Source organism: Streptoalloteichus hindustanus (genome assembly GCF_900129375.1).
GTDB classification, from domain to species: domain Bacteria; phylum Actinomycetota; class Actinomycetes; order Mycobacteriales; family Pseudonocardiaceae; genus Streptoalloteichus; species Streptoalloteichus hindustanus.
Genome location: NZ_FQVN01000007.1, coordinates 289,879 through 305,229, shown reverse-complemented (window position 1 = coordinate 305,229; position 15,351 = coordinate 289,879). Strand labels below are relative to the sequence as shown.

General features: G+C 71.5%; 9 protein-coding genes and 2 pseudogenes. 5 read left to right on the top strand and 6 right to left on the bottom strand.

Annotated features, from left to right (window positions below; translation table 11 throughout):
* Positions 1 to 127 precede the first annotated feature (127 nt).
* Positions 128 to 3,289 (top strand): AfsR/SARP family transcriptional regulator, encoded by a 3,162-nt coding sequence (locus tag BUE43_RS23015; RefSeq protein WP_234995861.1) that lies wholly within the window; start codon positions 128 to 130, stop codon positions 3,287 to 3,289.
* Positions 3,290 to 3,390: 101 nt separating this feature from the next.
* A complete protein-coding gene (locus tag BUE43_RS23010; RefSeq protein ID WP_073486717.1) occupies positions 3,391 to 4,554 on the top strand; it encodes a serine hydrolase domain-containing protein in 1,164 nt (387 codons plus the stop codon).
* A gap of 504 nt (positions 4,555 to 5,058) precedes the next feature.
* On the opposite strand, the gene BUE43_RS23005 is transcribed toward BUE43_RS23010, so the two are convergent.
* The 3 genes and pseudogenes from BUE43_RS23005 to BUE43_RS36025 all read right to left on the bottom strand — a co-directional run.
* On the bottom strand, positions 5,059 to 6,042 hold the full coding sequence (locus BUE43_RS23005; RefSeq protein ID WP_073486715.1) for an L-threonylcarbamoyladenylate synthase: 984 nt from the start codon (positions 6,040 to 6,042) through the stop codon (positions 5,059 to 5,061).
* Positions 6,043 to 6,249: 207 nt separating this feature from the next.
* The gene (locus tag BUE43_RS23000) at positions 6,250 to 6,891 is read right to left on the bottom strand and encodes a carbonic anhydrase (protein ID WP_073486713.1); all 642 of its coding nucleotides are present in this window, start codon (positions 6,889 to 6,891) and stop codon (positions 6,250 to 6,252) included.
* 200 nt (positions 6,892 to 7,091) lie between these two features.
* Positions 7,092 to 7,882: pseudogene (locus BUE43_RS36025) on the bottom strand (SulP family inorganic anion transporter); the annotation flags it as partial.
* A 662-nt stretch (positions 7,883 to 8,544) separates the two neighbouring features.
* Here BUE43_RS36025 and nhaA point away from each other — a divergent pair.
* Positions 8,545 to 9,759, top strand: a complete 1,215-nt coding sequence (gene nhaA, locus BUE43_RS22980; protein WP_083960043.1) for a Na+/H+ antiporter NhaA — start codon at positions 8,545 to 8,547, stop codon at positions 9,757 to 9,759.
* Between the two features lie 318 nt (positions 9,760 to 10,077).
* Here the strand turns inward: nhaA and BUE43_RS35655 are convergent.
* Positions 10,078 to 10,548 (bottom strand): annotated as a pseudogene (locus tag BUE43_RS35655) (NAD-binding protein); the annotation flags it as partial.
* Between the two features lie 857 nt (positions 10,549 to 11,405).
* Here BUE43_RS35655 and BUE43_RS22970 point away from each other — a divergent pair.
* Positions 11,406 to 12,281: a class I SAM-dependent methyltransferase gene (locus BUE43_RS22970; protein WP_073486709.1), complete on the top strand. Its 876-nt coding sequence runs from the start codon at positions 11,406 to 11,408 to the stop codon at positions 12,279 to 12,281.
* A 779-nt stretch (positions 12,282 to 13,060) separates the two neighbouring features.
* Positions 13,061 to 13,762 (top strand): hypothetical protein, encoded by a 702-nt coding sequence (locus BUE43_RS22965; protein ID WP_143174327.1) that lies wholly within the window; start codon positions 13,061 to 13,063, stop codon positions 13,760 to 13,762.
* Positions 13,763 to 13,813: 51 nt separating this feature from the next.
* On the opposite strand, the gene BUE43_RS22960 is transcribed toward BUE43_RS22965, so the two are convergent.
* Together BUE43_RS22960 and BUE43_RS22955 are read right to left on the bottom strand one after the other, a co-directional pair.
* Positions 13,814 to 14,389, bottom strand: a complete 576-nt coding sequence (locus BUE43_RS22960; RefSeq protein ID WP_073486705.1) for a hypothetical protein — start codon at positions 14,387 to 14,389, stop codon at positions 13,814 to 13,816.
* Positions 14,390 to 14,430: 41 nt separating this feature from the next.
* Positions 14,431 to 15,348: an aminoglycoside phosphotransferase family protein gene (locus BUE43_RS22955; protein WP_073486883.1), complete on the bottom strand. Its 918-nt coding sequence runs from the start codon at positions 15,346 to 15,348 to the stop codon at positions 14,431 to 14,433.
* Between the last annotated feature and the right edge of the window lie 3 nt (positions 15,349 to 15,351).

Genomic DNA, 15,351 nt, shown 5'->3' with positions numbered 1-15,351 from the left:
GGGTATGTCCACTTTGGACACTAGTTCCGGCGGGACTGCCCGCCGTCCTGGCTGGTCGCGCTCGGTGAACCCGGCCGCACGCGGATTGCGTAACGTGACGGCTGTGCGGGTAGAGGTGCTGGGACCGGTGCGGGTCTTGGGCGACGACGGTGGCGTGGTCGAGGTCGGGGGCGTCAGGCTGCGCATGTTGTTGGGCAGGCTCGCGCTGTCCGCGGGCAAGGTGGTGTCGTCCGACGCGCTCGTCGAGGACATCTGGGGAGCGGAGCCATCCCCCGGAGCCGCGAACACCCTGTACGCGTTGGTGCACCGGCTGCGGCGGGCGTTGCCGGAGGCCGGGGTGGTGGAGTCGCAGGCCGTGGGGTACCGGCTCGCCCTGCCCGCCGACAACGTCGACGCGCACCGCTTCGAGGTGCTGGCCGCGCGGGGCAGGCGTGAGCTGGCGGCGGGCGAGCCCGAGCGGGCGGCGGCAACGCTCGCGGACGCGCTGGCGTTGTGGCACGGACCCGCGTTCTCGGACGTGCTCGCGGCACCGTACGCCGGGAGGGCCGGCGTCCGGCTGGAGGAGATGCGGGCGGCGGCCCGTGAGGACCGCTTCGACGCGGAACTGCGCCTGGGGCGTCACGTCGAGGTGTTGCCCGATCTTGAGGGGGCGGCCGCCGACAACCCGCTGCGGGAACGCCTGGCGGGGCTGCGGATGCGGGCCCTGTGCGCGGCGGGCCGCCAGTCGGAGGCGTTCGCCGTGTACGAGGACATCAGGAGCCGGCTCGCCGACGAGCTCGGTGTCGATCCGTCCGCCGAGCTGCGGCAGACCCACATGGCGGTGCTGCGCGGCGAGCTGGACCGGCCCGCGACCCGGACCGGGGCCGCGCCGGGTCGGCTGCCGTCGTGGTTGACGTCGTTCGTCGGCCGGGCCGACGAGCTCAAGTCGCTGGCCGAGCTGCTGGCCACCGCCCGGCTGGTGACCCTGGTGGGTCCCGGTGGCGTGGGGAAGACCCGGCTGGCGGTGGAGGCGGCGTCCCGGCACCGAGCGCATCGCGGTGGTCGGCTGTGGCTCGTCCCGTTGGCCGGGGTCGAGAGCCCGTCGGGGGTGGCCGAGGCGATCCTCGGGACGCTCAGCGCGGGCGCCGGCCAGGCCGCCGGCGGTGGTACCGCCGATCCGCTGGACCGCGTGGCCGAGCTGGTCGGCGGCGAGGAGGCCGTGCTCGTCCTGGACAACTGCGAGCACGTCGTCGCCGAGGTGGCACGGGTCAGCCACCGGCTGCTGGAGGCTCGGCCACGGCTGACCGTCCTGGCGACCAGCCGGGAGTCGCTGGAGGTCATGGGCGAGGCGGTGTGCCGGCTCGGTCCGCTCGACGTCCCGACCGAGGGCGCGGACCTGACCAGCGTCGCCGGGTCGGCCGCGGTCCGGCTGTTCCTGGACCGCGCCACCGCCGTCCAGCCCGGTTTCCGGCTCGACGAGTCCACTGTGGATTCCACTGTGGACGTGGTGCGCCGCCTGGACGGCCTGCCGCTCGCCGTGGAACTGGCGGCGGCGCGGTTGCGCTCGATGAGCATCGGCCAGATCGCGCGACGGCTCGACGACCGGTTCCGGCTGCTGTCCGCGGGAAACCGGGCGGCGCAACCGCGACAGCGCACCCTGCGCGCCGTGATCGAGTGGAGCTGGGAGCTGCTCACCGACCGGGAACGGGTGCTGGCGCGGCGGCTGGCGATCTTCCCCGCTCCCGCGGTCGTCGACGCGGTCGAGGCGGTCTGCGCGGACGAGCGGCTGCTGGCGCCCGGCGACGTGGTCTACGTGCTCGGCTCGCTCGTCGACAAGTCCTTTGTGGAGCCGAGCGGGGACGGCTACCGGATGCTGGAGACCATTCGCGCCTTCGCGGCCGACGAACTGTCGCGGGCGGGCGAGCGGGAGGCGGTGCGGGACCGGTTCACGCGACACTACGCCGCGCTGGCCGCCGAGCACGAGCCGTTGACGCGATCCCGTGATCAGCCGACGTCGCTCATGGTGATCGCGGCCGAACACGACAACCTGGTGTTCGCACTTCGGTCGGCGCTCGACGGCCGGGACCCGGTCACGGCGGTGCGACTGCTCGGTTTGCTGCACTGGTACTGGTACGTGGTGCGCTACGACGCCCGCGTGGAGTCGTTCATCGCCGAGACGCTCACGTTCGGCGACGCGCTCCCCGCGGACGCCCGGGCCGCGTTCACCGCGATACACGCCCTCATCGGCGATGGCGCTCCGACCACCGACGTCGAACGGGTGCGTGCCCTGATCGCCGACTGCTCGGACACCGGCGCGCTGGAGCGGTATCCGATGGTGCTGATGGCGACGCTTCCCGTGGCGCACCAGATGGGCCTGGACGACCTGGTCGAGGCCGAGATCGCCCGGGTGCGCGGCCGGCCGGACGCCTGGGCCAGGGCGTGCATGTCGCTGTTGGAGGCCCGGATCGCCGGGCACCGCGGGGACTGGGCGGGCCTGACCCGGGCCCGTGAGCGAGCGGTCCGCGAGTTCGCCGAGACCGGTGACCAACCGTGGACGGCGGTGTCGCTGGCCGTCATGGCCGAGGTCCACACCATCCGGGGCGACCACGAAGCCGGTGTCGCGGACCTCCGGCGCGGCATCGAGCTGGCCGCCGGGTGCGGCTCGCAGGACGAGGTGCCGTTCCTGGTGGGGCTGGCCACCCTGCGGATGCGGGCCGGTGACCTGGACGGCGCCGCACGCGACATCGACGCGGCAGAGCACCTGACGCGGGCGCGCGGTCTGCGGTACATGGAGGTCGAGGTGCTGCGGGGGCGTGCCGAGATCCACCGTCGCCGCGGTGACTTCGCACGGGCGGAGCAGGTGCTCGACGTGCTGGCGACGCTGGTCGACCAGTTGCCGTTCCCGGGGAAGGAGTGCTGGCTGGCGCCAGCCCGGATGAGGCTGCGGCTGGCGACCGGGGACGCCCCGGCGGCCAGGGCGCTGTTGCCGATCGCGATCACGGCGGCCCAGGGCGAGGGTGACCCCGCCCCGGCCGCGCAGCTCCTGGCCCGACTGCTGTTCCTCGAATCCGACTTTCCCGGGGCGGCGACCGCGCTCGGCATGAGCCAGGCCCTGCGCGGCGCCTTCGACCACGGCGACCCGGAGCTGCGGGAGCTGGTCGCGGAACTCACCCGCCGGCTCGGCCAGCGCGACTACGACGCGGCGTACCAGGCGGGCGCCGGGCTGGCCAGGCCCGACGCGCTCGCCCGCCTGGAGGCCCTGCGCGAACCGGCCTTACTGGGCGCCCCCGTGCCTGTCAGGGACATGTAAGACGGTTGTCATCGCCCACGCGCACCGTCAGGGCCGTACCCGACAACGGGGAATCGTGCGGCCCACGACGACCGGGCGGTTCCCGTCCGAGAGGAAACGACATGGCAGAGTTCGAGAGCCCGGGACGCCAGAAGGTGCGCGAGGCCATGGACCGGGCGGTGAAGGAGATGGGTGCTCCCAGCATCGTCGTCCAGGTCCAGGACGACAACGGGACCTGGTTCGGCTCCGCCGGACTGGCCGACACCGTCACCGGCGCCCGGCGGGTGCCCGGGGAGCAGTTGCACACCGGCAGCATCTCCAAGGCGTACACCGCCGCCACCGTGCTCCAGTTGGTGGCCGAAGGCCGGTTGGGCATCGACGACACGGTGGACAAGTGGCTGCCGGGCGTGATGGCCCGCAACGGCTACGACGGCACCAAGGTCACCATCCGGCACCTGCTGTCCAACACCAGCGGTCTGTTCGCCACCGGCATGGCCCTGGAGTTCCAGCGCCGCTACATGATCCGCTCCGCGCTCGCCAGGCACCGCTTCGACGTCTGGCAGCCCGAGGACGTGCTGGACCTCGCCCAGTCCGAGCCCCCGGTGGGCCAGCCGGGCGAGAGGTTCTGGTACTCCAACGGCGGGTTCGCCTTCGCCGCGGCGATCGTCGAGCAGGTCACCGGCAACAGCTTCGAGTCCGAAGTGGACCGCACCGTCGTGCGACCGCTGGGCCTGAAGAACACGTTCATGCGGCACCGCGAGGAAACCGGGTACCGGGGCCGCCACCCCCGGGCCTACTCGAAGGTGTTCCTCAAGGAAGGCGTGCGCCCCGAGGACGTCCGGCCGGACAACTGGCCCTCCATGCTGGAGGACCCGAACCTCCCGCCCCTGGACGTCACCGAGCTCAACACCTCCGCCGGGTGGGGTGCGGCCAACGCCGTGGCGTCCCTCGACGAGCTGATGGTGTTCTTCCGCGCGATGATCACCGGCGCCCTGCTGCCGCCGGACCAGCACCGGGACATGTGGACCACGGTCTCCACGAAGGGCTCGCACTGGCTGGCCAACGCCCGCTACGGCCTGGGGCTCTACGAGCTGACCCTGTCCAACGGCCTCACGCTGCGCGGCGGAACCGGCCAGAGCATGGGGACCTGCACCTTCACGATGGGCACCACCGACGGCAAGCACATGCTGGCCATCCACACCAACAACGACTGGGCGACCTTCCCGGCCTTCGACGAGATCATCAAGGCCGAGTTCGGCGCCTCGGGTTTCGCGCTGGAACTCTGATCCGCGGGGAGGCGCCCGAGCCGCGGCGTTCGAGACGATCCGGGCCGCCGGCCGGCGGGTCGAGGCGCACCAGCGCGCCCGACCCGCCGGCCCGGCGCCTCCCAGCGCGACGCCCGGCGCACGCACCGGTCCAGAGAGCCCGCGGGACTGCGGCCGCTGCCCGGGGCTGCCCACTCGGACCCGGTCGACGTGCTGCTGGCCGAGGTTGGCCTCGTCCGGCACGTGTTGGTGCTGATCGCGGGCGGGACGGTCGGAGTGGCTGTTGCGCAGTGTTCAGCAGGTTGGGCGGCAGTCCGGTGAGCACGCTGGGAACGCGTGAGCGGCTTGCGTTTCTGCCTGTCTGCTGGTGTGGGGCCTGTTCGGCCGGACCTTCACCCCGGCGCAGCCCAACTGGCTGCTGGGCGCCTACCCGGGCAACGGCACGGTCCGGATCACCCTCAACGCCTCTGCCGTCCAGGTTGGCGTGGCCCGGCCGGAACACCGGACGGTGTCGGTACTCGGTGATCAGGAGGGGCGGGGTCCGGCGGCGCGGCGGAGGCGGTTGGCGATCGCGAGTCCCAGCCCTTCCTCGACCGGCAGGGACGCGATGATGAGGTCGCACCCCCGCTGGTCGAGCTCGCGCAGGAACCCGTACAGCCCGTGTGCGTAGGCGGCCATCGAACCGGGGACCGTGACCACGGCGTGCGCCTTCACCACGGTGTCGGCGAGGGCGGGGGGAACGAACACGCCCACCTGGTGCCCGAGTTCCTGGGCGAGCTCCGCTTCGGCGATGACCTTCTCGGGCTCGACCAGGACGACCCGGGCACGCGGCGCGTAGTGCGACGGGTGCTGGCCCGGCACCCGGACGCGGCTGGTCGCGGGGACCGCGAGCGGGCGTCCGAGCACCGCTTCGAGGTCCTCGCGCGTCACCCCGCCGGGCCGGAGGATGCTGGGGGTGTCGCCGGTGGCGTCGACGATGGTCGACTCGACGCCGACCTCGCAGGGGCCGCCGTCCAGCACGAAGTCGACGGCGTCACCGAGTTCCACGCGGACGTGCTGGGCGGTGGTGGGGCTGACCGAGCCGAAGCGGTTGGCGGACGGGGCCGCGACACCACCGCCGAAGGTCGAGAGCAGCGCGAGAGCGACGGGGTGGTCGGGCACGCGCACGGCTACCGTCTCCAGGCCGCCGGTCACCTCCAGCGGCGCGCGGCGACCGCGCCGCAGGACCAGCGTGAGCGGCCCCGGCCAGAAGCGTTCGGCCAGCAGCCGCGCCGTCGCGGGCACGTCCTCGCCCCAGGCGTCCAGGTGCTCGACACCGCCGATGTGGACGATCAGCGGGTGGGATGGCGGGCGCCCCTTCACCTGGAAGACGCGTGTGACGGCGGAGGGGTCCTCGGCGTTGGCGCCCAGACCGTAGACAGTTTCGGTCGGGATGGCCACCAGGCCTCCGGCGCGCAGCACCCCGGCCGCCTTCTCGATGTCACTGGTTGTTGCCGTCACTCTCGCCATCCTCGCACTGGTCCGTTCGCCACCTTCCCCGACCTGGTCGGCGAGGAGCGACGAGCCACGGCTGTGACGGCAGCGTGAGCGTGGCGAGGTGGGTCAGCGAAGGGGGCGCCGCCATCGATGCGGGACCCGGCGCGTCCGGGGGCCCGCGCACCCCTGGTGTGCTTCCAGCGGTGCGCGGGCCCCCCGAACGACGGTCGGCTGCGGGCGTCAGCGTGCGGGGGCAGCGGTTCCGCTCAGGCCGTGGGCGGCGACCAGCTGCGCACTGCCGTCGACCAGCCGGTAGGACAGACCCGCCACGGCGAGACGACCGGCGGCGACCCGCTCGGACAGGACGCGGGAGCGGTCCAGCAGCAGGTCGGCGGTGTGTCGGATGTGCTCGTGGAGGATCTCCTCGTCCTGGTCGCACCCGCGGGCGCGGGCCGCCAGCACGCTCGGGGTCACCCGCTCCACGACGTCCCGGACGAACCCGGCCGGCGCGCGGCCGCCGTCGGCGGCGGCGCGGGCAGCCGCGATGGCCCCGCAGGAGTCGTGGCCCAGGACCACGACCAGCGGGCAGTCCAGCACGCTCACCCCGTACTCGATGCTGCCCAGCACCTCCGAGCCGACCACGTGCCCGGCCGTGCGGACCACGAACAGGTCGCCCAACCCGCGGTCGAAGATGATCTCGGCGGCCAGCCGGGAGTCCGAGCACCCGAACAGCACCGCGAAGGGCGCCTGGGCCGGCGCGGTCTCCGTGCGGCGGGTGGCGTCCTGGTTGGGGTGCTCTGGTGAGCCGGTGACGAAACGCCGGTTGCCGGCCAGCAACATCGCGAAGGCGTCATCGGGAGTCGGCGTCAGCATCTCGGTCATGGTGGAAGGCTATCGACCGATCGAGTGGAAACGCGAGGCGATGCCCACCACCGGCGCGACCCCGCACGCGTGGCGACGAGCCGGGAGCGGTTGCGGTGGGAACCTCGGCCAGGCCCAGCCGCCCCCGCGACGCGTTCCTCCCCGGTTGTGGAGACCACGCCCGTTCGGAGCCGGAGCTCTCGGCAACACGCCCGCGGTGGTCAGTGGCCGGGAGTGAGTTCGCCGCTGAGCCCGCGGTGGAACTCGGCGCTGGGGGCGTTGAGGCCGGTGATCTCGACGGTCCTGCCGCGCTGGGCGTACCTGGTCTCGATCGCGTCCGGGGCGGCCGCGGAGGAGGCGTCCCAGACGTGGGCGGCGGACAGAGCGATGACGACCTTCTCCGGGTCGCCCGCGTAGTCGAACTGGCCGACCAGGTCGTTGGAGGAGGCGAAGAACAGCTCTCCGGAGACCCGGTAGACCACGGTGGTGCCGTCGGGGTCGGTGACGGCCGTGACCTCGGCCAGGTGGGCGACGCGCCTGGCGAAGATGACCACGGCGGTGACCGAGCCCACGACGACGCCGACGGCGAGGTTGTGGGTGGCCACCACCACATCCCGATGGCCGCCCTGGTCGACGTCATGGTCATGGTGTCGTTCGCGGCCTTCGACTGGCACTCCATCGCCCCGAGGACCCTCAGGCGGATGCCCGCCGGGGAGACCGCCGTCACGGTGATCACCGTGGCGGTCGTGACGATGTTGCCGATGCCCTGGCCGATGGACTCGCGGGTCCTGTTGGAGCGGGTGTCGGTGATCTCGTCGGCCAGCTTGGCCGTCATCAGCGACTCCATCAAGCCGACCAGTGCCATCGCGAACGCGTAGGGGGCGATGGTGGTCAGGGCGTCCGGGGTGAAGGGCACGTCGGGCAGGCCCGGGGTGGGCAGAGAGGCCGGCAGCGCGCCCCTGTCGCCCACTGTCGGCACCGCGATCCCGGCCGCCACCGTGACAGCGGTCAGGGTGGACACCGGGGAGCGGGACGCTCTTCTGGCACGGGTGCGAACCTACGAACGGGCGGCCGCCGAGCAGGTGGAGAAGTTGCGCGTCCAACTCGCCCGCCGAGGACTTCGCCGCCACGCTGCGCGCCCGTCTGCGACGAGACGCCCCGGATGCCCGCCCGTGACGGGCGCTGCGGAGGTCGACGCCCCCGCGCGCTTCTTCCGGGGCCCGACAAATGTGTCCTTTGTGGACTCCAGTGGCCACTTCTTCGCCGACCTGCCCGGCGGTCATCGGCAGCGTCCACGTCCACCTCGACGACAACCACATGCGACGTCCACGGCCAGCACGATTCCCCTTGTGGTGCGGGAAATGTGCCGGCCCACCTGTGCGGCAGCGGCGTGGAAGTCCTTGTCGCGGCCCAGGTCGCTGACGTGGTGACGAGTGAGGCTCCCCGTGGCACGGATCAGGTCTGGCGCACATCCTCCCCGGCTGCTCTCTGTACCAGCGATCGCTGGTTCGGGTGGCCGCCACCCGGGAGACCAACCGGGGCGGACCTGGGATGGCCACTACCGTATGTCCCGGTTTTCGGGGAGTTTCCCTTGCTCGTTCGGGTGTTAAGGTCTCGTCAGGGCGCGCCGGGAAGTCTGGTCGGCAACAGCCGCCGCCGACCCGTTTCCCGGAGATGATGGCCTTGCGTGATCGTCCGACGACCACCGTGAGCGAACTCGCGCGCTACCTGCGCACCGAGACCGTGGGCGGGCTGGTGCTGCTGACCGCCACGGCACTGGCGTTGTTGTGGGCCAACTCCCCGTGGCGGGACTCCTACCAAGCCCTGTTCTCCTTCGAGGTCGGCCCCCACCTGGCGCACCTCCACCTGAGCGTCGCGTCCTGGATCGAGGACGGGCTGCTGGCCGTGTTCTTCTTCGTCGCCGGCCTGGAACTCAAGCGGGAGCTCGTGGCCGGCGAGTTGGCCGGTCCCAGGACGGCGGCGCTTCCGGTGATCGCCGCGGTCGGCGGCATGGTCGCCCCGGCCCTGCTGGCCCTCGCGGTGAGCGCGGGCACCCCGGGGGCCGAGCGGGCGTGGGCGGTACCCGTGGCCACCGACATCGCCTTCGCCCTGGCGGTGCTGGCCATCACCGGCGCGAGCATGCCCAGAAGCGCCCGCGTCTTCCTGCTGAGCCTGGCGGTCGTCGACGACCTCGGAGCGATCATCGTGATCGCCGCGGTCTTCACCCAGGGACTGAACCTGGTCGCGCTCCTCGTCGCGGCCGCCCTGAGCGGACTGTACGGGTTTCTCCAGCACCGGCGCGTCACCACGCCACTCGTGTACGTGCCGCTCGCGGCGGCGACGTGGACCGCGGTCCACGCCAGCGGCATCCACGCCACGATCGCCGGAGTGGTCCTCGCGATGCTGACCCGGGGCCGCCCCGACCCCGGCGAGGCGCACGCCCCCGCGGTGCGGATGCGGCACCTCCTCCAGCCCTGGTCGGCCGGCCTCGCCGTACCCCTGTTCGCGCTGTCCGCCGCCGGGGTGCCGGTGGGCGGCCCCGCGCTGCGGGAACTGCTGACCGACCAGGTCGCGATCGCGGTCGTCGTCGGACTCCTGCTGGGCAAGCTGACGGGGATCCTCGGCTCGTCGTACCTCGCCGTGCGGCTGGGCTTCGCCGTCAGGCCCGACGGGCTGGCGTGGCGGGACCTGGGGGCGGTCGCGTTGCTCGGCGGCGTCGGGTTCACCATCAGCCTGCTCATCGCTGAACTGTCGTTGGTCGGCGCGGCCGAGGAACGCGCCAAAGCCGCCGTGCTGGTCGCCTCGGCGACGGCCGCGTTGCTGGCCTCGGCCGCGATGATGTGCCGCAGCCGCCACCACCGGCGGACGAAGCACCCGAACCCGGGTTGAACGCGGTGGGGGCGAGCTCCACCTGGGAGTCCACAGAGGACGAAACCGTCCCTCGACGTCGGCGGTGGGCGCGGTCCCCCCAGGACGGTGTTTTGCCGCCCTCTCAGCGCCGGGGGCGCCTGGTAGTCCACTGTGGACGTCCGTGGTGGAACAACCCGGGCGTGGACGCCCCAGGCTCGGCGGAGGCGAAGGACCGCGCCACCAGCACGTCGGTGGAGGAGTGCGCCACAACGGATGCGTGCCGATCTTAGGAGAACGATCGGGGCGACCAGGTGGGAAACGGGCGCAACCTCGGCGCGCCACGTGGTCCTGCCGGGCCCACACGCGGGGAACACCGAAGTCCACGAGCAGGGACGTGGTGAGGGTGTTGGCCTCGATGTTGGCGCCGATCGCCACCACCGCCCGCTGGAACTCGGGCACGCCCAACTGACGGAGGGCGTCCTCCTCGGTGGTGTCGGCGACCACGGCGTGCGTGAGGTGGTCGACGAAGTGCTGGACCAGGGGAGAGGCTGTCCCTGAAGCGCGTCCAGCACCTCGACGGTCAACGGTTGGCTCACCAGGTGAAGCAGGTTCATCTCTTCGCTGGGGTGGGAGGACAGCGAACCACTCCTCGACGGGGCCCGCGTGGGCAGACGCCAAGACACCGAGGATCTCCGTGCCACCAAGCGCGAGCAGGGGCTGAGCCGGTGACCGAAACGACGGATCTTGACGGGACCTTGTCGGGCGTGGGCTCGTTCCGGCGGAGCATCGGCACGTGGGGCCTGCCGCAAGGCGTGGCCGGTGGGGCACCACGTCACGACTGAGTGTTAAGATCGCGTCAGGTGTGCCGGGAAGTCTGGTCGGCGGGGTGTCCGTTCCGACTCCTGGAGTTGATCTCGTTGCCCATGCCTCGTCCGTCGGCTTCGTCAACGACGTCCGGCCTCGGCGCGAGAACGTCAGAGGCGTCCTCCCCACGGGCTGAGCTGGCTCTCACACCTGTTCACCTGGGCCCCTCGATCCCGTCGCCGGTCTCCTCTCCTGCCCCGGAGCGGTTCGACGTGCTCCACGGTCCCGTACCGATCCCCGGGAGCATGAGGTGAACCGCCAGCAGGGCAGGCCACGCCACCCGGTGTCACATGTGGACGGACGGAAAGCGCGGTGCCGACGTCGGGTCTGGCCGCCACCCCTGCTGAGACTGTGCCAGGTCGTCATCCTCCTGTTCGGGATCACCTTGAGCGCCGTGAACTGGACGGTCACGGACGAGGCGGACACCGCCCGCTCCGATCACCGTCGGGACGGGCGGTCTCCCGGCTGAGCGTTCCTCTCGTCAGGATCAGGACCGACGACGACGTGGCCACCGTCCTGCTTTGGCCGTGTTCCTCCTGCGTCCTTTCACGAGTGGGGACGCCAGGGCGCCGTACATCCCGTCCGGCGTCCAGACGTCGAGAGCTGGCGACGGGCGAGGGCGCGCTCCAGGAGGTTTCGTCCGCTCTGCACGTGCGATTCCGGTGGTGTTGACATCGTCCGGTGATGTTGACATCGCCGAGCAGGGGCGAACCCTCTTGCCGCCTGCCGCACCACGTCGCGTCACTTCGAGCCCGCCAGGGTCTGGGGCGAGGTCTCACCGATTCGGGAGACCTCGCTGGAGAAGGGAAGGAGATTCGCTGATGGGACAGCCTCCCGCGGCGCGAACCGCGTTGGGTCCGATGTTCATCGTGGCGGTCGAGCAGTACCTGCCGGTGGAGAAGCGACTTGTGCACGACCCGCTGGCGTCGCGGCTCTTACCCCTGGGTTTGCGTCTCGCGGCGCAGATCGGGCGCTGGCCGGGCGCGCATGACTGGATGGCCACGGCGGTGGAGCGCAAGGCTCCCGGAATCTGGGGCGGTGTCCTGTGCCGCAAGCGGTACATCGACGACAAGGTGAGGGAGGCTGTCGCGACGGGCGTCCGCCAGCTCGTCGTCCTCGGCGCCGGTCTGGACACCCGGGCCCACCGGTTCGCCGCGGAACACGGGGTTCGCGCGTTCGATGTCGACCTGCCGGCGAACATCGAGGCCAAGCGGCGCAGGCTCGCGGGCACACCGGAGAGCCTGCGACGCGACGTCGCGCTGGTGCGGCTCGACTTCGAGTCGGACGACCTCGGGCAGTGCCTGGCGCGGAACGGGTTCGGTGCGGACCAGGCCGCGGTGTTCGTGTGGGAGGCGGTGACCCAGTACCTGACCGAGGACGCCGTCCGGCGGACGCTGCGGTTCCTCGGGACGGCGGCCAGCGGAAGCCGCCTGGTGTTCACCTACGTCCGAGGGGATTTCCTCGCCGGAACCTACCTCTACGATGCCGAGCCCCTCTACCGGGACTTCGTGGTCGACCGCCAGGCGTGGCGCTTCGGTCTTCACCCCGAGGAGGTGGACGGCCTCCTGCGGCAGCACGGGTGGGCCGAGCGCGAACAGGTGGGCGCCGACGACTACCTCACCCGGTACCTCCATCCGAGGGGCCGCTCGCTGCCGGTCTCCGAGATCGAACGCTGCGTCCACGCCGAGCGGCGTTGATCCTCCACATCGGACAGTGGGGTCCGTGCCGGAACTCCGCTTCGCGCCGGCCACCGCGTGCGTGTTCCGCCGCGGTCCGGCTGCCGGGCTCCGGCTCCCCGTTCCAGACCGCGAAATCGCCCCGGATTCGACCCGGAGTCGACCCGACGGGCATCGCGAGTCGAACCACCATCCCATCAGCAGACGGTTCTCGCTGACACGGCCCACCCGGGATCTTCGTGACTTCAGCCCAGCGAGGACGGATTGAGGGCGTTATTCTGGCGCGTCTTCTACGGATTGCCGGCCACCTCTCTGGTGGAAGTGTTCGGGTGCGTCTGTGACACGGGCTCACCCGTTGGTCTGATGTTGACGGCGACGGGATTCCCTGGAGTCGCCCTGATGGCGCGCCGCGCAGGTTTGCCCTGGCCGGTCAGTCACTTGCCAGGCGAGTCAAGGGAGGCCGGTGGGGTGCGCCGCGCGCGGCCCGCGCCGTGTGCGACCCCGCCTCGCTGGGGCGGGCGAGTGACAAGGACGACGAACGGACTCACTGAAACGGCCGACGAAGACATGTGGCCGCCCGCCTTTCTCGGGACCTCCGACCTGCTCCGTTTCTGTGCTGAACGAGTGAATGCGGCGCACCGGACCGACAGGTCGTGATCTCGGTTTCGGCGGGTGACCCGACTGGCGGTTTGGGAAAGGCGTTCCGCGCGTCATCGTGATCCCGGTGCGCCGGGAAGTCTGGTCGGCACATCCCCTCCGCGTCCGGAGACGGTGTGTTTCTTGTGTTGAGGGGGCCGACCATGGCACTGGTGCTGGCGTTCGGGATCGTGTTGCTCATCAGCGTGTCGCGGTCCGGGGTCGCGGCCCGGACGGTGTTGTCGGCCGCGTCGCTGTTCCTGGCCACCGCCGCGAACCAGGACACCGGATTCGGCGTCGTGGCCGTCGAACTGGTCGCCGGGCTGGCGTTGGGCGTCGCCCTCCCGGCCATCGTCACGGTCGCGTGGCGGCTGCGGCTGCTCGCGGCTCTCTTCTGGCCCCTCCTCGCAGTCTCGGCGGTTGTGAAGAAACAGTCCCTTGTGGACAGGATCGCTCTGCCCCCGTTCTTGTCGTCCCTTCTGTGGTTGATAGGTGTGGTGGGGACCAGCCGGGCGGAGCTCTACGAGCGCGGAGTGCTGGTCACCAACTGGCTCACCCGGTTCTGGATTCCTTGGGGAGCGGTGGCTGGGGTCGGCTCTGACCCGAGGCTGTCCCTGGTTCTTGTTGATGGCAGGGAGGTCGGGTTGGCCGTGGGCGCGGGTTCCCTGCTCAATCACCTGTTCGGGAACCGATACCAGCGGAACTTGGGCAGCCAGCTCCAGGAGGTGCGCGCGAAGGCGCCGACCGCGGGGCCGTCTCCCGACGTTGTCAAGGAAGTCAGGTTGGGGCTGGCGCGCTTCTTCGGCTGGCTGGGTTCCTTCGCCTTCTTCCTCGTGCTGTGCCTGCTCTGGTGGGCACTGGTGTGAGGAGAGGGAACTGACTCGGCTCGGCCGATGTTGCCAGGACCGGGTGGTGCTTCAGCCGTGAGGAAGGCGGCTGTGGGGGAGAGAGGCGCCTGTGCGCGGCAGCGGCATGGGCGTCGGCTGCTGATCAGTGGGCCACAGTTGGAGAAGCCACTGTTCGACGCCATGAGCATAGGTCGCCTCCGGTAGCCGGGTGGCCTCGTCGAAACCACGCACATGCCCTCGGACGACGTAGTGCCCGTGACTGGGGAACTGGAGGAAGAAAGGCTTCCTTTCTCCCGTCGTCAAGTCCTGCTGAAGTTGGGCGTCCACAATGGACACAGTGGGTCCCGGCTCGTCCGGCCACAGCTCGTGTTCGGGGGTCTCCAGCATGGTGACCAGACCGTACTCGACTCGCTCCCATGGCTCGTTGCTCTGGGGCGGCGCGCTGTCCCACAACTGGATGGCGAAGCGTGCGTAGTGGTGGCTTCCGCCGCTGAACACGTAGATCGCGTCGTCAGCGGTGGCGAACAGGGGATCGGGGTTACCGCTGGTGTCGAACTCACCCGTGGCCTGTTCTCCGTGGAGCACGACCATGCGGCGATCGCACAGAACCTCCAGCTCGGGAATGGACGACATGATCTCGGCCAACCTGGAGTCCTTCCCGCTCTCGTCAGCAGGTGGCGGTTCCGTCAGCGGTGGGCTGCGGCGAGGAGGCGGTGTAGGGCGGCGTGGGCGGGTGGACCCCAGGTGGGCTTGCCGCCGGGGCGGCCGCGGAGGCCGGCATCTCCGATGAGGATTCCGGCGAGGGCGCGCGCCACGGCGCAACCGCGGGCGCGGCGCAGGGTCGCGGCGTCCGGGGTTGGTTGGTAGGCGGCGTGGAAGCGGTCGACGGCGTTGGCCGGCAGCAGGATCCAGGCGGCGGCGAGGTCGTAGGCCGGGTCGCCCGCGCAGAGGTCGCCGAAGTCGACCACGCCGCAGAAGGTGCCGTCCGCGGTGAGGACGTTGGCCGGGTGCAGGTCGGCGTGGAGCCACAGCGGTGGGCCGGTCCAGGGGGATGCGGCGACGGCGTCGTCCCAGATGGCGCGGACGGCGTCCGGGTCGGGGATGAGTCCCAGTTCGGTGGCCGAGGCGAGTTGTTCGGCGAACTGCTCGGTGGCGTCGGCCAGGGGGCCTCCGCGGTTGCGGCCGGCGGGGGCCCCGTCGGGGGCAGGTTGGTGGAGCGCCGTCAGGAAGGCGGCCAGGCGGTCGGCCGCGTCAGCAGCGCGCGTGGCGGGGGCGAGGTCGGCGGGTGTGCCCGGGACCCAGGTGGTGACGATCCAGGGTCGCGGGAACCGTTCGGAGGGTTCCCCGAGGCGTTGTGGGACGGGGACCCGCAGGGGGAGGTGCGGGGCGAGGGTGGGCAGCCAGGTGTGCTCCTTGCGCAGCAGCGCATCGGCTGACTGCGTCGCCCAGGGCAGGCGGACGGCGAGGTCCTCGCCGAGTCGCCACAACTGGTTGTCCCAGCCGCGCGCGCCGAGTCCCACCGGGTGATCGGCCAGGTCGGGGTGCTGGTCGCGCAGCAGATCCCGGACCAGCTCCGCGGTGATCTCGGTCCTGGTGTGGGTCACGTG

Bases quoted from the DNA above. Each gene is read 5' to 3' on its own strand.
- BUE43_RS22970 (WP_073486709.1), top strand. From the start codon at position 11,406: ATGGGACAGCCTCCCGCGGCGCGAACCGCGTTGGGTCCGATGTTCATC.
- BUE43_RS23005 (WP_073486715.1), bottom strand. From the start codon at position 6,042: ATGGCGAGAGTGACGGCAACAACCAGTGACATCGAGAAGGCGGCCGGG.
- BUE43_RS23010 (WP_073486717.1), top strand. From the start codon at position 3,391: ATGGCAGAGTTCGAGAGCCCGGGACGCCAGAAGGTGCGCGAGGCCATG.
- nhaA (WP_083960043.1), top strand. From the start codon at position 8,545: ATGATGGCCTTGCGTGATCGTCCGACGACCACCGTGAGCGAACTCGCG.
- BUE43_RS22965 (WP_143174327.1), top strand. From the start codon at position 13,061: ATGGCACTGGTGCTGGCGTTCGGGATCGTGTTGCTCATCAGCGTGTCG.
- BUE43_RS23000 (WP_073486713.1), bottom strand. From the start codon at position 6,891: ATGACCGAGATGCTGACGCCGACTCCCGATGACGCCTTCGCGATGTTG.